This window comes from Gordonia polyisoprenivorans (assembly GCF_017654315.1).
Taxonomy (GTDB): Bacteria; Actinomycetota; Actinomycetes; order Mycobacteriales; family Mycobacteriaceae; genus Gordonia; species Gordonia polyisoprenivorans_A.
The window spans coordinates 476,598-494,692 of record NZ_CP072203.1 but is presented as its reverse complement, the minus strand read 5'-3'; the positions used below and the strand labels follow the sequence as shown (position 1 = coordinate 494,692).

Below are 18,095 nucleotides of genomic sequence, written 5' to 3'. Positions count from 1 at the left end.
GCGGCGTCGATCAAACGGAACACATCGCCACTCCTCGATCCTCTCGCGTTCTAAGCTGTCGAGGTGGATCTCGATGCCTACGTGAGCGACAAGCGACCGACCTGGGAGCGGCTCGAGCAGCTCACCAAGCGCCGCAGGCTCTCCGGGGCGGAGGCCGACGAACTGATCGACACCTACCAGCGGGTGGCCACGCATCTCTCGGTCATCCGGTCCACCGCTCCCGACGCCTCCCTCGTCGGCTACCTCTCTGCGTTGTTGGCCAAGGCCCGGACCCGGTCTGCCGGTGTCAAGGAGAGCAGTTGGGCGATCGTCGGCCGCTACTTCGGTCGGACGTTCCCCGCGGCGTTGTATGCGATGCGCTGGTGGTGGCTCAGCGTTCTGATCGTGTCGTTCGTCGGGATGTTCGCGATGACGTGGTGGTTCCTGGACCATCCCAGCACCGAGACCGCGTTCGGCAGCCCGGCCGACATCCAACGACTCGTCGACAACGATTTCGCGAACTACTACACCGAGAACGCCGCGACGTCGTTCGCGTTGCGGGTGTGGACCAACAACTTCTGGCTCGCCGCCACCTGTATCGCATTCGGCGTCTTCGGTTTTCCGATTGTCATGGTGGTGTGGAGCAACATTCTCAACGTCGCGGTCACCGCGTCGATCATGATCCGGCACGGCCGCGCCGACGTGTTCTTCGGCTTGATCACCCCGCACGGACTGCTGGAGATGACCTGTCTGTTCGTCTCCGCCGGGGTGGGTCTACGGGTCTTCTGGTCATGGATCGCGCCCGGCCCGAAAACACGGATGCAGTCACTGGCCGAGCAGGGTCGCGCGGCGATCGGCATCGCGCTGGGATTGGTGGTCCTACTGCTGATCACCGGGCTCATCGAGGCGTTCGTGACGCCGTCGGGGTTACCCACCTGGGCACGTATCGGGATCGGCGTGTTCGTCTGGGTGGGTTTCTTCGTCTACGTGTTCACCGCAGGCCGGTGGGCCTACAACGACGGTGAGCGCGGCGACATCCCCGATCCCGATCGCGGGGACGCTGTGCCGGTCGCGGCCTGAGCGGAGTCCTGCCCGGAGGAGTCCTGCCCAGAGGAGTCCTGCCCGGCGGTGGAGTCCGGCGCTCGGTGCCGTCCGACGTAGCCGCCGGACTCCGGTGTCGCGGTGACTGATTCCTCCGGTGTTGGTGTCGGCACCGACGGAGTAGTCGTGGTGGCAGCGGGAGCCGATGTCGGGGTGGGTGTTCCGAGGGCCGAGGATGCGCTTGACGTCACGGCGTACCCGGTCGCCGCCGGTGCCGCGACGCTCTGACGGGCCGCGGCGCGGGATGCGGTGTTCTCGGCGGATCTCGCGGTGTTCGCGGTGGCAGAGGTCCCGAAGACGCTGCCGATCGTCTGCTGCGCGGCCGGATCGTCGCCGAGGGTGGTGTAGCCGGTCCGGTTGTATCCCTGATCGACGATCGTCTTGAGCGGACCATTGAGCTGGTCGGCCACACTGCTCAGGCCGATCATCCGGAGTGGTTCGAGCAGAGGGAGATTCGTGGTCGGCACCAGGACGTAGGTGGTGCCGCCGACGGTCTGGACCAAATTGTTCGGGTCGTCGACGTCGACCCCGGTGTAGTCGGTGTGCACCAGGAAGTAGCCTGCGATCGCGTTGGCCACGGCGAGCCCGTTGAGCGGGTTGTTCGGCCAGTCCGATTCGGCGTCGTACTCGCGGGAGATGTCGATGACGGTATATCCGGTGTCGGTGGGGGTGGCCGACCCGGCACCGGAAGTCGGTGCCAGACCGTTGAGCCCGCGCTGCGGATTGCCGAGGAGCACGAAGGTGAGATCCGATGCCGGCGGCGCCGACGGTGAGGAGGCGGTGTCCTGCAGCCACGACGTGGTGATCATGCCGCCCTGCGAGTAGGCGAAGACGATCTTCTTGCCCGGCGTGGTCGCGATATCCGAGGTGAGGGCCGTGACCCCCACTTGCAGTGCGGCACCGCCGATTGCACCGGACGGATAGACCACCACCTGACACGTATTGGGGGAGTGGCAGAGTTCGCCTCGGAGCTCCTGTGGCATGGGCGTGCTCACGATGGAGGTGTTGCCGGCGACCGTCAGCACGGTCGAGGCCAGGCGAACGTTCGCCGGCGACAACGCTGCCGGGGACACGGTCGCGGCATTGGTCCCATGCCCGGCCGCGAGCGCCGCGGCGATCAGCGAAAGGGCGGCCACCGAGGCCGGGGCGTTGAGGTGAGTCGGGCGCAACGGATTTCCCCTCCTGACACGGTCCCCAGCCCGCTCCGACGCTACACGACGACGATGTGCAGGTGGCGAGTAGCGATGGTTGTCAACCAGATTGGGGCGTCTGACAACCAATGGGAGAGTGAACAGACCGGGTCGGGGAGCACACCGACTGGGTCAGAGCAGACCGCGCGACTTGAGGGTGAGGTAGTGATCGGCGAGAGCCGCCGGCAGACCTGCCGGGTCGGCGTCGACGACGTCGACGCCCAGGCGTGACACCGCCGATTCGGTGCGTCCGCGCAGCGCCAGGGTGCGGGCGGCAGCGGCGGCGTCGTAGATGTCTGCCGCGTCGTCGCGCAGCGCCGCCATCGCGGCGAGCTGCGGGTCACGGACCGATCCGATCACCACCTTGTAGCGCTGCGCCAGCACCGACAGTGGTGCCAGCATCGACTCCTCGATCGCCGCCGGCTCCAGGGGTGTCAACAACACGAGCAGCGCCCGTTGCCGGGTCAGTTTGCTCGCCTCGGCGGCCAGCAGCGGCCAATCTGCTTCCAGTAGAGCCGGTTCCAACGCGGTCATCGCGTTGACCAGATCGCCGAGCACGGTGGTGCGCGATGCGCCGACCACGCGCCGGTGGACGACGCGATCACCGGCGATCAGATCGACGCGATCACCGGCGTGCGCGGCGAGGGCGGCGAGCAGCAACGCCGCGTCCATCGCCGCGTCGAGACGCGGGGCATCACCGATGCGGCCCGCGGAGGTGCGCGAGGTGTCCAGCACGATCACGATGTGCCGGTCCTTCTCGGGCTGCCAGGTCCGCACCACCGTCGACCGTCGCCGGGCGGTGGCGCGCCAGTCGATGCTGCGCACGTCGTCGCCGTCGACGTAGTCACGCAGGGAGTCGAACTCGGTGCCCTGTCCACGAATCCGGACCGCCGAGCGGCCGTCGAGCTGACGGAGGCGGGCGAGCCTGGACGGCAACAACTTTCGGGAGTCGAACGGCGGCAGCGCCCGGATGGAGCCGGGCACGACGTAACCCGATTGCCGCCCGGCCAGTCCGAGGGGACCCATCCGCCGTACCGTCACCCGATGTGTGAGCCGATCGCCACGGCGGGTGGGCTGCAGGGACGTCACCAGCTGTTGCTGCTCGCCAGGAGCCAGCGACACCGCGTGCACGGCGTTCGACGCGCCCGCCGACGGCTGCCACGAATCGTTGATCCGCGCCCGGAACCGGCGGGCGGTCACGTTGTGCGCCATCAGAACCGAGCTCCCGGTCTCACCGAGGCGGATGGGTGCCGACGGAAGCCGGTAGAGCCGAGGGGTTCTCGTCGATCCGGCGGCGACGACGTCGGCGACCATGAGGATCACACATCCCAGAACCCACAGCAGGGCCACCCAATAGCGCGGGTAGGCGATCACCGGGATCGCGCCCGCCACCACGAGCGCGAAGAAGCGGCCGGTGAGCACCATCAGCGCGGCACGGGCACCGAGGCGATCGCGGCGTCGAGGACCGCCGCCACCGACACGCCTTCGAGTTCCGCCTCCGGTCGCAGCGAAAGACGATGTGCCAGCGTCGATTGGGCCAACGCCTTGACGTCGTCGGGCGTGACGAAGTCGCGTCCACCCAGCCACGCCCACGCCCGGCTGGTGGACAACAGGGCGGTGGCGCCGCGCGGGCTGACCCCGAGTGCCAGTGACGGTGAGGTCCGGGTGGCCCGGGCGATGTCGACGATGTACGCCGCCACCTGCGGGGCCACCGCAACGTGGCGGACGGCATCGGCGGCGGCGACGATGTCGGCCGAGGAGGCCACCGGCCGCAATCCGGCCGCGCCGAGATCCTTCGGGTCGAATCCCGCGGCATGCCGTGCGAGCACGGTGATCTCGTCGTCACGGGGTGGTACCGGCAGGGTCACCTTGAGCAGAAACCGGTCGAGCTGGGCCTCCGGCAGTGGATAGGTGCCCTCGTACTCGACGGGATTCTGGGTCGCGGCCACCAGAAACGGGTCGGGGAGCGGGCGGGGCACACCGTCGACCGAGACCTGCCGCTCCTCCATCGCCTCGAGCAGCGACGCCTGCGTCTTCGGCGGTGTCCGGTTGATCTCGTCTGCCAGAAGGAGATTGGTGAACACCGGTCCGGGGCGGAAGGTGAACTCGGAGGTGGCGTTGTCGAAGATCAGCGAGCCGGTGACGTCACCGGGCATCAGATCGGGAGTGAACTGCACGCGTTTGGTGTCCACGGACAACGCCGACGCGACCGACCGCACCAGCAACGTCTTCGCCACGCCCGGAACACCTTCGAGAAGGATGTGGCCACGGCACAGCAGGGCGATGAGGATGCCGGCGACCGCCGGGTCCTGACCCACGACGGCTTTGGCGACCTCTGCGCGCACCGCGCTCAGCGCGGCGCGCAGATCTCGCGGCGGGGTGTCGACGGGGGAGTATGTGGCCGAAGCGGGTGTCTCGGGATTCATGGTCTGCGGAGGACTTCCTTGTCGAGGGCGGTCAGGGCGTCGGTGAACCGAACCAGGTCGGGATCGGTGGTCGGCAGCGGGCCGGCGAGTAGGTTTTTCACCTGCGCCGGGTCCCGGCCGGTGGCATCGGCGACGGCCGAGATGATCGCAGCCAGAGCGGGATCGGTCGAGGACGTATGGACATCCGGCTCGTCGAGGGCGTCGAGAGCATGGCCGGGGTCGTACGGCAGTCCCAGATAGCCGGCGATCCCGGCGATGGTGTGCACCCGCAGCACGGCCGCCGCGCGATCGGCGGCCCCGGCCCTGCGGTACATGCGGCCGCGTGACCGGGTGGTCTCGATGGCCTTGACGACGGCAGGCAACGGCTCGGTCGCCAGCGGTCCGAAGCGGCGTCCCCGCCAGAGGATCAGCGCCAGCACCGCGAAGAACGCCAGCAGGAACAGCGGCCCGACGGCGCGCGGGAACACCGATTGAGAGCTGTGCTGGTCGGAGTTCGAACTCTGATCCGGCACCGTGTCGTCGCGTTGCGGGACGTACCAGAGGACGTGGTCGGTGGTGGCAATGGTGCGTACCGCGACACCGGAGTTGTCGTAGCGCGCCAGATTCTGGTTGAGGGTCATCGGGGCGGTCATCGCCACCACCGGTGGGCCGCCCAGCTCTGCGGCAACGCTGACCAGATTGGCGCCGCCGCCCTGACCGCGTGAGAAGCATTGGGTCACACCCGTCGTGGTATCCAGCCCGCCGGTGAAGCCGTTCGACGAATCGGAGGTGACGAGGTCGGAGGGCGATATGCCGTCGAGGGTGCAGTCGGCCTTGCTCACCGGTAAAAGGCTTTCGCCGTAGGAGGTGCTGACCTGCGAGGTGAAGGCCGCGAGCAGCGGGTACGACGGATCGATCAGGACGACCCGATGCGCCGACCGCACCCGGTCGAAGATGGCTTCGGCGACATCGGTGGAGATCACCGTCTGGCCGCTGATGACCACGGTGGTGTCGGAACCCGGGGTCGAAGTCGTCCGCAGGCTGTCGAGACCACGGACGACCGAGACGTTCACGCCGTGGTCGTCGATGATGGACGCGAGCGCGCTCGTTCCGTCGGAGCCACGATTGCCGGGATCGAGCGGGGTGGTATTCGACGAGCGGCTACCGGCCGCCGACACCAGTGCGAGCACGGCGAGTACGAGGACCACCGCGACGGCGACACCGCCGAGCACCCACCACACCCAGCGGTGTGATCGCGTGCGTCCGGGTCCCGGAGTGCCCGAGCTCGAATTCGCTTGTCCACCGGTCTTCTCGAGTGCCGACGTGATGTTCGGTGCGCTCATCGTGGCACCGCATACGTTGCGCCGGAATCGTTGCCCCGCGCCGCAGACGGCCGCGCCGAATCCAGTTCGGTCTCGAGGGCCAACAGTCGTCGGGCCTCGTCGGCGGTCGCCGATGCATGACCGTACGCGACCCTGTCGAACAGGTCGGCGGCCGCGCCCAGATCGGTTGCGTGGTCGGCGAACACCGGGCGCAGCCGGGTCGCGACCTCGTGTGCGGTCAGCGACGGCAGATCGTCGAGCACGGTGCGCTCGATGCTGCGTCGGGTCAGAGCGCGCATCGCGAAGACGACGGCGCCGTTCGTGTCCCCTTCTGCGAGCAGCGATTCGGCGCGGGCTCGCAGAGTGCGCGCCGATGACGGGTCATCGGACAACACACTGTGATCGACGTCGGCAACAGCACGCGGGGTACGGCGCATGAATCGGATGCCGTAGATCAGCAGGGCGACCACCACGAGTGCCGCGATGATCGCGATGATGCCCGGCACGGTCTTGCCCGCACCCACCACATCGAGTAGGCGATCGGTGATCCAGCGTCCGATGTCGTCGCCGAGCCGGTCGGCGGCGCTGGGCCCCGATCCGCGAGAATCCGACCACGCATCGCGGGCCCACTCGCGGGCCTCGTCGTTGCCCGGCGTCAAGCCGTCGGCCAGCACGGTCAACGTGGCGCCCACGGCACACCTCCTCCGGACGACGACTGGTTCAGCTCGATATCGAAGCCCTCCTTGCGGATTCGGGCATCGACATGCATCAGTGCCGACGCCACCGCGATCAACGGCTGCACGAGCGCTGCGACGATCACAGCCAGCACGATGGCGACGACATCGCCGAACACACCACCACCGATTCTGGTCACTGAGTCGACCATGTACGACACTACGACCTCGATGACCACGCTGATGAGGTTCAGTAAGAGGACCACGGCAAAGTAGCGGCCGAACGAGCGTCGGGTGAGTGAGACCGAACGTGCCAGGGCGGCAACGGGACCCAGCCCCTCGACGGCAGCCGCGGGCACCGACAGCGACATCCGGATGTAGAGCCACGAGTATCCGAGCACCAACACCGCGGTGACCATCAGCACCGCGACGAGCGTACCGACGTCCGCCGAATCGAGACCGAGCTCGATCAGAACCAGGGCAGGAACGAAGCACACGAGGGTCACCAGCCCGAGAAGCGCTGTGCTGCCCAGGATTCGCCACATCGAACCGCGCGCGAACCGCCACGACTCGACCCAACCCGAGCGGGCACCCATGACATCGCGCGCGACCGGGTAGGCCACCAAGCCGGCAAGTATCCATCGCCCGACCCACGCGGCGTCCGATATCGCGTCGGGCCCGCCGGCCAGCCATGCTGCCGCATCGAAGAGTCCCGAGTCGCTCACCATCCGGACAACCACCAGGACCAGCAGGCCGCAGACCGTGACGATCGCACTCACCACCGCCGACCACCCGAAGTAGACGCGCGGATTACCGAAGATCGCCGCGAACGTGCCGCTGATCAGATCGCCGACGTTCAGCGGACGCAGCGGGATGATGCCCGGCTTGTGCGTCGGCGGCGGACCGAAGTGACCCGGCACGTACCCGGGATTCTGCGACGCGGCACCCGGCTGCCCACCGACCGCAGCCCCCCACAGCGGGCCGGTGATCGGCGGAGGCGGTGGCGTCGGCGTCCACTCGTCGACCGGGCCCGCTCGCTCCGCTCCCGGCGCCACCGCATCGTGGCCCGCTCGCTCCGCTCCCGGCGCCACCCACCCCTGATCCCGAGAGCCGTCTCCCGGTGGCTGGGTCATGGGGCTCCCTCGACGAACCGATGATCGCGTCCGCGCCGTCGTCGGACACACAGTGTGTGCGCGAACCTATCAAATTCGGGATGTCCGATGCTGTGCGGACAGCTGTGGGTATCGGTTGTCCGGATGACCGAAGAACCTATTCCGGGTGCTACGTGCCGCTGCTATCGTCAAACGAGAACACGTTCTAATTCTTGAGCAGAGGGGACACTCGATGAGCGTCGAGCAGGACAGCAGTGCGCAGGACACCGACAGGACGCAGGCCCGGATCACCGAGGTCGTCGAGAACTACATCGACTTCCTGACCAACGGCACCGCCGAGCAGATCGCCGACCTCTACGCACCCGACGCGACCGTCGAGGACCCGATCGGCGCCGACGTCCGCAACACCCGCGAGCAACTCGTCGAGTTCTACTCGATCATCACCAACATGGACGAGCGCACCGCGACGCTGAAGTGGAAGAAGATCGCCGGCGACACCGCGGTCTTCGAGTTCACCCTCGTCACCGGCACCTCCGGCATGCGCTTCGAGATCACCCCGGTCGACATCATGGTCTTCGACGCCGACGGCAAGATCGCCTCGATGCGAGCGGTGTGGCAACCCGCCGATCTCGTCCAGCTCTGAGACACCATCCCGTGTGACGTTGAGCCCGGAAACCGGGCACAACGTCACACCGATCGGCGGTCATCGCCCCGTCGGCCGCAGCACGATCTCGGCGGGATGGGCATCGGCAGGCGTATGGATGGCATGTACGACGGCCGCCGCGACGGTCTCCGGCTTGAGGAACTGACCCGGGTCGTACTCCTTGCCCTCGATCGCGATCAGGTCGCGCTGCATGTCGGTGTCGATCCGACCGGGGAAGACCGACGTGACCCGCAACGACGGTTCCTCGAGCCGCAACGCGTCGGCGAGCGCGCGCAACCCGAACTTGCTCGCCGCATAGGCGGCCCAGCCCGGATTGGCGCGCAGGCCCGCACCCGAGTTGATGAAGACGACGTGACCGCGCGCCGCACGCAGCGCCGGGAGCAGGACGCGGGTCAGCTCCGCCGCCGCGACGAGATTGACCTCGAGGACGTGACGCCATTCTTCGACGGGAGTCTCCCCGACCGGCAACAGACTGCTCCCGACACCCGCGTTGTGCACGAGCACATCCAGCGACGAGATGGCCTCCGCGGCCGCCGCCACCTCCTCGTGATCGGTCAACTCGACCGCAAACGTTGATGCGCGGTTGGCATGCGGCCCGCTCGCTCCGCTCCCGGCGCCGTGACTATTCGGCCCGCTCGCTTCGCTCCCGGCGCCGTCCAATTCGATGGCCAGCGCGTCGAGCTCAGCCGATGGTCGTCCGCCCAACAGCAGATCGTGGGTCGGGGCAAGCTGACGGGCGATGGCGGCGCCGAGGCCGCGACTGGCCCCGGTGATCAATGCGGTGGGCATGAGCCGAGCTTAGAACCCGGCGTCGCGTTGTCCGCCGATCCTCATCCGGCGCCGATGAGCACGGCGGGGCAGAATCTCCGCATGGCGCGCAACGGTTTCACCCCCACCCAGCTCGCGGCACGCGCCGCGTACCTGTTGCGCGGCAACGACCTGGGCACGATGACCAGCGCCGCCCCCCGCCTGTACCCGCACATGTGGAGTTGGGATGCGGCGTTCGTCACCGTGGGACTGGCGCCGCTGTCGGTGGAACGCGCGGTCATCGAGATGGACACGTTGCTCTCGGCGCAGTGGTCCAACGGGATGATCCCGCACATCGTGTTCGCCAATGGCCGCGACGGCTACTTCCCCGGACCCCGACGCTGGGAGTGCGCGCGCCTGGCCGAGTGCGCGCCCGACTACCCCGACACCTCCGGGATCACCCAGCCGCCCGTGCACGCGATCGCCGTGCAACGCATCCTCGACCACTCGCGACGCCACGGTCGCACCACCCGCTCGATGGCCAACGAGTTCATCGACCGGCGGTGGGGCGCCCTGGTGCGCTGGCACCGCTGGCTCGCGCACGCCCGTGACCCCAACGGTCGTGGACGCATCACGATCTATCACGGGTGGGAGTCAGGGATGGACAACTCCCCACGCTGGGACAAGCCCTACGCGGGCGTGACCCCCGGCGACGATCTCCCCCCGTACCAGCGCGCCGACCTCGACCACGTCACCGACCTGTCGATGCGACCCACCGACCACGAGTACGACCGCTATATCTGGCTGGTCGAGGAGATGAAGCGCGCCAACTACGACGACGAGTTGCTCCCCAAGGTGATGAGTTTCGCCGTGGAGGACGTCTTCGTCAGCGCCATCTTCTCTCTCGCCTGCGACGTGCTGGCGACCATCGGGGAGGACTACTCCAAACCGCGGTCCGACGTCCGGGACCTTCGGGCCTGGGCTGATCGTTACCGGACCGGTGTGGCCGCGGCGTCCAACGAACGTAACGGCGCAGCAAGGGATTTCGACCTCCGGGCCGACAGGTGGATCACCACCGAGACGATCGCGCAGTTCGCACCGCTGCTGTGCGGCGGGTTGTCGCGCGAGCAGGAACGGGCACTGCTCCGCCTGTTCGACGGACCGCGGTTCTGCGGACATCCGGACCTGCGTTACGCCGTACCCCCGTCGACGTCGCCGATCTCCGCGGACTTCCGGTCGCGCGAGTACTGGCGCGGCCCGGTCTGGCCGGTGATGACGTGGTTGTTCAGTTGGGCGTTCGCGCGTAGGGGCTGGCCCGAGCGGTCGGCGCGACTGCGCGAGGAAGGTCTGCGTCAGGCCACCGACGGCGCCTTCGCCGAGTACTACGAACCCTTCACCGGCGAACCGCTGGGCAGCATGCAGCAGAGTTGGACCGCCGCGTCGGTGCTGGATTGGTTGGACTGACACACCAGCGACACGACGACCGCCCACCCGGTGGGTGAGCGGTCGTGGATGGGAACAGTCCCAGCACTCCCGACCTCAGTACTCCTCGGCCCCGACGAGCACCGCTTCTTCGGCCACCTCGTGGGATTCGGCGCTGGTGGTGCGGACGAAGCACACCGCGATGACCGCGACGACGCAGTACGCGGCGGCGAACCACCACGGGGCGGCCGTCGAGGAGAACCACTCGGCGAGATGCGCGACGAGGACGGCGGCCACCGCCGCACCGGCCCACCGCAGGAACGAGTAGCCGGCGCTCGAGACCGACCGCGGCGTCGAGCCGTCACCGGATCCCATCGCGACACCGGTGAACAGCGTGTTGAGCACACCGGACGGAATACCCGACAGGACGACGGCGAGGCCGATCAGCCACACGTGACCGGTGAACGTGCCGACGCCGGCCAGCGCCATCACCACGGCGTACGCGGCGATCGCCGACATCACTCCACCACGCTGACCGAGTGCCTCGGCGATGCGCGGCGCGACGAAGACACCGGCGAGTGCGGTGAGCAGACCCCAACCGAAGAAGATCAGTCCGGCCCAGATGGGCTTGAGCCCCATGGCAATCGGCGCCCAGGCGATGACGGTGAACAGAGCACCGGTGTAGAAGGCGGAGCCGATCGAGGTGATCAGCAACGTACGGTTGCGCAGCGCCTTGATGGGATCGAGAATGGCCACCGGCTCGCGACTGGTGCGCGGCCCGTCGGCGGGGAGCATCACCGCGCACAGGATGGCGCCGATCAGCATGAGGATCGCGGTGCCACCGAACGGTGCACGCCAGGTCCACGAGCCGAGGATCGCCCCGAGCAATGGTCCGACGGCCAGGCCGACGCCCAGTGCGGCCTCGTACAGCATGATCGCGCCGTGCGTGGGGCCCTTGGCCGAGCTCACGATGAAGGCGAGTGCGGTGGCGATGAACAGCGCGTTGCCCAGTCCCCAGATCACCCGGTAGGCGATCAACTGGTCGATGCCGCCGGCGAACGCGGATATGGCCGCGGCGATGACGATCAGTGAAAGCCCTACGGTCAGAGTGCGTTTCGGGCCGAATCGGTAGGCAGACCACCCGGTGATCAGCATGGCGACGCACTGCACGCCGACGTACACGCCGAAGAGCAGCGTCAGCTTGTCCGGCGGCGCGTTGAGCGCCTCGGCGATGCTGTTGAGGATCGGGTCGACCAGGCCGATCCCCATGAACGCGATGACCGCGGCGAACGCGGTCACCCAGACGGTACGGGGTTGTGCGGCGAAGGTGGCGAGCAGTGAGTGGTCGTCGGATGTGGCTGTGGCAGCCGGTGTTCGGGTGGTCATTGATCTCCTCGCTGACGTGTCGGAACGGTGCCGTCGAGCACTTCGTGCAGCGCTCGCAGGGCCGGTGCGGCGGCGGCCAGCGCGGCGCGGTCGTCGTCGGAGAGTTCGGCGATGGCGTGGGCGAGCACGTCATCGCGCTGTTCGCGAACCCGTTGGAGTACCGCCCGGCCGTGGTCGGTCAGTGAGACCAGCACGGCGCGGCGATCGGTGGGATCGGGTTCGCGTAGGACCAGCCCGTTGCGGATGAGACCGTCGACGAGGCTGGTGGCGGTGGGCATGCGGATGGATTCGCGTGCGGCGAAGTCACCCATGCGCATCGGTCCGTGGTCGAGCAGGGTCGCCAGGCCGGAGGCTTGGGCCGACGAATACTCGGGAATTGGTGTGTGGCGTCGCAACATCAGGTACAGACGGGTCAGGGCCGGGCGAATGGCCCGGGCTATGGAGGCGGTGTCCTGATGTGTGGTGGTCACGCTTCGTGAGTCTAATACTTAGAGATACGAAATAAAAGCGGTGGGTACTGTGACCTTTGTGACCCGACGCAAAAAGAAGTTCTCCGAACTGTCCCCACGGTCGCGGACCGCGATCCGCGTCGGCGCGTTCGCGCAGGTCGCGCTGCAGGCGGCGGCACTGTGGGATCTGTCCCGCCGCCCGGCAGCCGAGATCCGCGGCACCAAGCGGGCGTGGGTGGCCGCGTCCTTCGTGAATTTCTTCGGCCCCATCGCGTACTTCGTCTGGGGCCGCGACGTCAGGCGTTGACGCCGATCGCGCCTCCGTCGCGCCACACCGCCACCACCGAGGGCCGCGGTTGCGAGTTTCCCCCGTCGGGCCAGTGCGACATCGGATTGTCCGCGGAGTGGTCGTCATCCTCGCCGGGGTGCTGCACGCACACCACGACGCGGTCGTCGGTGATGATCGGTCCGCACGTCTCACCGCCGGCCGGCACGGTGAGGAACTGTTTGGTCTCGCCGCGTCGAGGTCCGTCGAGCGCGACCGCGAAGAGACCGTCGTTGCTGTCGAGGGCGTTGCCGTCGGTGGAGATCCACAGGTTGCCGTGCGGATCGAAGGCCACGTTGTCCGGGCACGAGATCGGGCTCACCGCGGTTTTGTCGAAGCCCGCGTAGTAGGTGTCGGCCTCGGCCGGATCCCCGCACACCAGAAGCAGATTCCAGGTGAACTCGGTTCCCGCATGGTCGTCGTCGATCTCGATGATCTGACCGTTCTTGTTCTCGTTGCGCGGATTGGCGGTGTCGGCGGCGGCCTTGCCCTTGGTGCCGCGTTTGGTGTTGTTGGTCAGCGCGCAATACACCTTGCCGGTCTGCGGATGCGGCTCGATGTCCTCGGGACGGTCCATCTTGGTGGCACCGGCCTTGTCGGCGGCGACCCGGGTGAACACCGCCACCTGCTGCGGCGTCATGCCCTCGACATGAGAAGTGGCCGAACCGTTCTCGTCGACGGTCAGCAGCTTGTGCCAGCGACCGGTGCCGGTGAACCCGCCGTCGGGTACCCGGCCGCTGCCGTCGATCTGCTCGGGATGATCGCCGGTGAAGCTCGCGACGTAGAGGGTGCCCTCGTCGAGGATGCGTAGGTTCGCCGCACGCGCGGTCTTCGAGCGTCCCTCGGTGACCTTGCGGCTCGAGACAAACTTGTAGATGTACTCGAAGCGTTCGTCGTCGCCGCTGTAGGCGACTACGGTGCCGGCATTCGAACCACCCTGCACCACATGGATTGTCGCCGACTCGTGCTTGAGCCGGCCCAGCGCGCTGTGCTTGATCGGCGTCGACGCCGGGTCCTGCGGATCGACCTCGACGACATAGCCGAACCTGTTGGCCTCGTTGGGTTCCTGCGCGAGATCGAAGCGTGTCTCGTAGCGACCCCACTGGTGATAGTCGGCGTCGTCGGCGAACGAGTAGCGTTCGAGATTCTCGACGGCGGCGGGTTCGGTCACCCGACTCGCGTTGGAGAAGTAGTTGTTGAAGTTCTCCTCACCGGAGAGCATCGTGCCCCACGGCGTGATGCCACCGGAGCAGTTGCCGATCGTGCCGAGCACGGTCGTCCCCGCCGGATCCGCCGACGTGCGAACGTATTCGCTGGCCGCCGCCGGCCCGGTCAACCGGAATGGGGTTGACGCGGTGATACGCCGATTGTGTTCCCCCACAACCGGAGTCAACGCACCCGAGCGGGGGACCGCGGCCACCTCGACGACGGTGATCCCGTGCGCGGCCATCGAGATGCGGGCCTGTTGCTCGGTTGGCTCCTTGGGCACGTACCCGCGGAACATGAACTCCTCGGTGGTGTACTCCTGGTTCACCACCAGATAGAAGTGGTCGGGCGCGCCGGCACCACCGTTGACGCCGTCGATCGGGATCAGCCCGGCGAAGTCGTTGTTGAAGCCGAACTGCATGGACTGCGCCTGCGGTGTCTGGTTGTCGAAGTCGAAGGCGGGTGCACCGGGCAGCACCGGGTCACCCCACCGGATCACCACCTGCTGGCGATACCCGTCCGGGATCACCACCGCGTCGGTGGTGTTCGGGGCCACCGGGGTGAAATCCATGCCGGGCCGTGGTGTCGCCGACGCGGTGCTCGCCGCGTCGTCACCACAGGCCGCGAGTAGAGAGGTGGCCGCCACGCTGCCCGCCACCACGGCCGACCCCTTGAGGAATCCGCGTCGAGACACCCCGGCGCGCACGATGTCTCGGAAGTAGGCGTTGTCGCTGGTGTTGCCGGGCTCGTGCCAGCAGGCCTCGCCGCACTTGTATCGGCAGGTGATCCGGGCGCGCGCAGAGGTGCCGACGCCGGCATTGCGGGCGGCATCGTCTGCGGAGGTGAACAGCTGCAACGGAATACGCACGAGGAAGACCTCCGGAACTGGGGTGGACGACGAGTGTCCGCAAAGGGCTGTTTGCGAACCTTGTCAGAGAAGTAGGGAGGCCGGTGGAACCGGCGGCGATCTCCGGGTGAACACGGGGCGAACAGCCGGTGCGCGCTCGCACGGCGAGGTGCGCCGCACCGGACTATCGTGACGCGCATGAGCGGCGAACCGGGCATCTTCACACCCGACCAGACCACCGAACTCGCGCACTTCTATCACGCGAACGGGTACGCGACGCTGCGCGGACTACTCGACGCCGAGGGAATCGCCGCGATCGAACGCGAGTGTGTTTCGGCTCAGGACAAGGTGATTCGTGGTGAGCTCGACGACCGCTACGGTTCGACGGTGTTCCTCGACGACGCATCGAAGGCGCAACGATTCGCCAACTACGTCGAGTACGTCAACGAACTAGCCCCGTCGGTGCCCGCGCTCCTGGCCGACGAGGCATTGCTCGCCGCGGTCCGGGCGGCGATCGGTGAGAACGCGTGGCTGCGTTCCGACGACGGCTTCGGCGTGGTCTATCAAGACGCCCGCCCGGGCCGGGAGTCGGGGTACTCGCGGATCGGCTGGCATTCGGACTGGCAGGCCAGCCCCAGCATGGACATCTGGCCGTCGGCGGCCTTCACCATCCACATCGACGCCACTTCGCCGGCCAACGGCTTCCTCCGCGTGGTGCCCGGCAGTCACCGATGGGCCACACCCGCACCGTTCCGCAACATCAACAACGTCGAGGTGCCGCCGACCGCGGTGCCCGCCCGCGGATGGACCGACACCGCACCGCCGTTCGCGATGCCGCTCGGTTTCGAGAAGGTGCCCGGCGAGATCGGTGTCTACCTCGAGCGCGGAGACGTCCTGCTGCACGACGGATACCTGTGGCATTCCGCAGCGCGCGCCACCGACGACGACACCACCCGCCGGCATGTGCGCGGCGGGTTCTTCGCCGGGACCCGGCCACCCGTCGGTGCCCCGGCCGAGTTCGTCAAGAACGCCGCCCGCTGAAACCCCGTGCCGCTGAAGCCCTGTGCTGCTGAAGCCCTGTGCTGCTGAACCGCTGAACCGCACGACGTCACCGATGGGTCGCCGGGCTCAGAACCGACCGCCGACCCCGATCCGGCCGGAACTCGACGACCCGCCGAACGACCCGGGACTGCGCCCACCACTGGTGTAGCCGCCCCCGAAACCACCTCCACCGAAACCGCCACCGCCGCGCATCGTCCCGCGCAAGAAGCTGTCGACCAGAATGCCACCGAGAACCGCTCCGGCCGTCGATGATCCGTGCGCGCGCGGTTGCTGACCCTGCTGCCACCCGACGACGTCACCCTGTGCGGCAATCAGCGCCTGATCGGCCAGCGAGCCCGCGCGCCGCGCCGCATCGGCGGCCGCGAGAGGATCGGTGGCGCCGATGTCCTGCGCGCTGCCCAGCAATCGCTCGGCCTCGGAGAGGCGGGTCCTCGCGACCGACTGCACCGCGCCGCGTCGGGTGCCGATGAAATCGCGTGCCGCCGACACCTTGGCCTGCGCCGATGTCAGTGCGGCACCGAGCATCTCGGACCGTCTGGTGCGTTCGGCGGCAGCGCCGCGCGCGGTGTCGAGAGCCTTGTCCAGCGCGGCGTCGGCGTCGACGAGCGCGGTGAACGCGCCGAGCGGGTCGGCGTCGAATCCGGTGCGCGCGGACTGCAGGGCCGTGGTCGCCGTCGCGACCGCCGACGCCAGCTCCGGCCCGCCGTCGGCACCGAGCTGCGTGGCCTCGGCCAGCTCTCCCTCGACCTCGGTGATCAGTGCCGGCATCCGGGAGTGCGCGGCGGCGATGTTGCCCTCGGCGTTGTCGATGGCGTCGAGCAGGTGGGTCGCCTGGGTGATCGCGCCCTCGGCGGCGCGGATGTCGGCGACCGCCGGACCCTGTTCGCCGGCCGGCCGGGCGATCGCCTCGCGACCCTGATCGGCGCTGCGCTCGGCGAATCCGATCTCCTGACGCGCCAGCTCCACGTTGTGCAGGATCGAGGCGCACTGCTGCGCACCGTGGCGAGCGACGAGTGCCTCGAGCTGCCGGGCCGAGGCGTCGGCGCGGGTACGCAGATCGACCAGCCGCCGGGTGATCTCGTCGAACCGGGCGTCGGCGTTGATCAGCAGGTTGCGCATCTCGTCGAACGCGGCCACCTGCGCGTCGAGCGCGCCGTCGGCGTCGGTGCAGGCGGTGATGATCTGCAGCAGCATCGACCGTTGCTCGTCGGGGGTCTCGGGGATGTTGTCGTCGAGACGCTGCCGCACCGTGAACGACGCCGCCAGCGCCTCACGCGCTCGCGCCACCGCGGCGGTGAACGGAGCGGTCTGCGCCTCACCGAACTCGCCGACCGCGAGCCGCAATTCCTCCTCGCTGGTGCGGATTGCGTTGTCGGTGTCGGTGAGCACCTCCCGCGACCACGGGTCGAGCACATCGAGCGGTTGCGCGGCCAACTGGTCGACGGTCAGTTCTTGCTCCCGCAGCGTCTCGAGCCCGCTGTCGAGGGCGCGGCGCTTGCGTCGACGGGAGTAAACCCACATCCCACCCGCCCCGACGACGGCGACACCGGCCACCGAGCCGGCGACGATCAGCCCGGTGTGCGACGGGGTGAGGGCATCGGAGAGGCCGTCGGCGGCAGCGACGCCGGCGCCCGGAAAGTTGCCCTTCTTGAGAGCGGGGACGACGTCGCCGGTTGCGATGTCGGACAGGTTCGACTGGGTTACCCCGTCAACGGAACCGATGGTGCCGAGCCAGTAGGCGCGATCCTCGGTGGCGACGGCGAGCAACACCTCGTGATCGTCGAGCCCGCTGAGTTCGGCGGCCTTGCGACCCCACTGCTCCGGGGTCTGACCGTCGAAATTCTTGACGTAGACCACCCACAGCTGAACGCTGTGATCGTTGTACAGGTTGTCGGTCGCGGTCTGGATCTGGGTGCGCTGATCGACCGACAAGACGCCGGCCGGGTCGGAGATCGGCTCGGGCAGCCGGCTCGGCGGCTCGGCGTGAGCGGCGCCCGTCCCGAGCAGAAGCGGCCCGAACAGGACGGCAGCGAGAAGCATCACCGCCGCAAACCCGAAGGTGGTCGGCGAGACACGCCCCGATGATCGCATCGCGTGCCGGGTCTGCCCCGGCGATCCCGAACACAGCATGACACTCAATCTAGGGCATCAGTGCGCAGGTTACGGCGAGGTGAGGTGCGTCGGGCGACGACCGACTTGCCCGT

At 68.2% G+C, this 18,095-nt stretch carries 16 protein-coding genes; 5 read left to right on the top strand and 11 right to left on the bottom strand.

Annotation, left to right across the window (positions count from 1 at the left end; all coding sequences use genetic code 11):
- The first annotated feature begins 63 nt into the window (after positions 1-63).
- Positions 64-1,059, top strand: a complete 996-nt coding sequence (locus J6U32_RS02345; RefSeq protein ID WP_208793388.1) for a stage II sporulation protein M — start codon at positions 64-66, stop codon at positions 1,057-1,059.
- Here the strand turns inward: J6U32_RS02345 and J6U32_RS02340 are convergent.
- The 6 genes from J6U32_RS02340 to J6U32_RS02315 form a co-directional block, all read right to left on the bottom strand.
- Complete coding sequence (locus tag J6U32_RS02340) at positions 990-2,249, bottom strand: PE-PPE domain-containing protein (protein WP_208793387.1); 1,260 nt, start codon at positions 2,247-2,249, stop codon at positions 990-992. The two genes, J6U32_RS02345 and J6U32_RS02340, sit on opposite strands and share 70 nt — an antisense overlap.
- Before the next feature lie 153 nt (positions 2,250-2,402).
- Complete coding sequence (locus J6U32_RS02335; protein WP_208793386.1) at positions 2,403-3,695, bottom strand: DUF58 domain-containing protein; 1,293 nt, start codon at positions 3,693-3,695, stop codon at positions 2,403-2,405.
- Entirely contained in the window at positions 3,695-4,696 is a 1,002-nt protein-coding gene (locus J6U32_RS02330; RefSeq protein WP_208793385.1) for an AAA family ATPase, read from the bottom strand. Before J6U32_RS02330 ends, J6U32_RS02335 begins: the two co-directional genes overlap by 1 nt.
- On the bottom strand, positions 4,693-6,018 hold the full coding sequence (locus tag J6U32_RS02325) for a DUF4350 domain-containing protein (RefSeq protein ID WP_244332505.1): 1,326 nt from the start codon (positions 6,016-6,018) through the stop codon (positions 4,693-4,695). The genes J6U32_RS02330 and J6U32_RS02325 overlap by 4 nt, the downstream gene beginning before the upstream one ends.
- Positions 6,015-6,689 (bottom strand): DUF4129 domain-containing protein, encoded by a 675-nt coding sequence (locus J6U32_RS02320; protein WP_208793384.1) that lies wholly within the window; start codon positions 6,687-6,689, stop codon positions 6,015-6,017. Before J6U32_RS02320 ends, J6U32_RS02325 begins: the two co-directional genes overlap by 4 nt.
- Positions 6,674-7,804 (bottom strand): hypothetical protein, encoded by a 1,131-nt coding sequence (locus J6U32_RS02315; RefSeq protein WP_244332503.1) that lies wholly within the window; start codon positions 7,802-7,804, stop codon positions 6,674-6,676. Before J6U32_RS02315 ends, J6U32_RS02320 begins: the two co-directional genes overlap by 16 nt.
- A gap of 211 nt (positions 7,805-8,015) precedes the next feature.
- Between J6U32_RS02315 and J6U32_RS02310 the strand changes: the two genes are divergently transcribed.
- Positions 8,016-8,426, top strand: a complete 411-nt coding sequence (locus J6U32_RS02310) for a nuclear transport factor 2 family protein (protein WP_208793383.1) — start codon at positions 8,016-8,018, stop codon at positions 8,424-8,426.
- 60 nt (positions 8,427-8,486) lie between these two features.
- Here J6U32_RS02310 and J6U32_RS02305 read toward each other — a convergent pair whose 3' ends face one another.
- Positions 8,487-9,236 (bottom strand): SDR family oxidoreductase, encoded by a 750-nt coding sequence (locus J6U32_RS02305; protein ID WP_208793382.1) that lies wholly within the window; start codon positions 9,234-9,236, stop codon positions 8,487-8,489.
- An 81-nt stretch (positions 9,237-9,317) separates the two neighbouring features.
- Here J6U32_RS02305 and ggh point away from each other — a divergent pair, with 81 nt between their 5' ends.
- Entirely contained in the window at positions 9,318-10,658 is a 1,341-nt protein-coding gene (gene ggh / locus J6U32_RS02300) for a glucosylglycerate hydrolase (RefSeq protein WP_006368013.1), read from the top strand.
- A 75-nt stretch (positions 10,659-10,733) separates the two neighbouring features.
- Here ggh and J6U32_RS02295 read toward each other — a convergent pair whose 3' ends face one another.
- Both J6U32_RS02295 and J6U32_RS02290 read right to left on the bottom strand, forming a co-directional pair.
- Complete coding sequence (locus tag J6U32_RS02295; protein ID WP_208793381.1) at positions 10,734-12,002, bottom strand: MFS transporter; 1,269 nt, start codon at positions 12,000-12,002, stop codon at positions 10,734-10,736.
- The gene (locus J6U32_RS02290; protein WP_208793380.1) at positions 11,999-12,472 is read right to left on the bottom strand and encodes a MarR family winged helix-turn-helix transcriptional regulator; all 474 of its coding nucleotides are present in this window, start codon (positions 12,470-12,472) and stop codon (positions 11,999-12,001) included. The genes J6U32_RS02295 and J6U32_RS02290 overlap by 4 nt, the downstream gene beginning before the upstream one ends.
- Before the next feature lie 58 nt (positions 12,473-12,530).
- Between J6U32_RS02290 and J6U32_RS02285 the strand changes: the two genes are divergently transcribed.
- Positions 12,531-12,758 carry a PLDc N-terminal domain-containing protein gene (locus tag J6U32_RS02285; protein ID WP_014362078.1) on the top strand — a complete coding sequence of 76 codons (228 nt, stop codon included), beginning with the start codon at positions 12,531-12,533 and terminating at the stop codon, positions 12,756-12,758.
- Here the strand turns inward: J6U32_RS02285 and J6U32_RS02280 are convergent.
- On the bottom strand, positions 12,748-14,850 hold the full coding sequence (locus tag J6U32_RS02280; RefSeq protein ID WP_208793379.1) for a PhoX family protein: 2,103 nt from the start codon (positions 14,848-14,850) through the stop codon (positions 12,748-12,750). The genes J6U32_RS02285 and J6U32_RS02280 overlap by 11 nt on opposite strands.
- Before the next feature lie 177 nt (positions 14,851-15,027).
- Between J6U32_RS02280 and J6U32_RS02275 the strand changes: the two genes are divergently transcribed.
- The gene (locus tag J6U32_RS02275) at positions 15,028-15,870 is read left to right on the top strand and encodes a phytanoyl-CoA dioxygenase family protein (protein WP_208793378.1); all 843 of its coding nucleotides are present in this window, start codon (positions 15,028-15,030) and stop codon (positions 15,868-15,870) included.
- A gap of 87 nt (positions 15,871-15,957) precedes the next feature.
- Here J6U32_RS02275 and J6U32_RS02270 read toward each other — a convergent pair whose 3' ends face one another.
- Positions 15,958-18,021, bottom strand: coding sequence for a TPM domain-containing protein (locus J6U32_RS02270; RefSeq protein WP_208793377.1), 2,064 nt, complete (start codon positions 18,019-18,021; stop codon positions 15,958-15,960).
- Positions 18,022-18,095 lie beyond the last annotated feature (74 nt).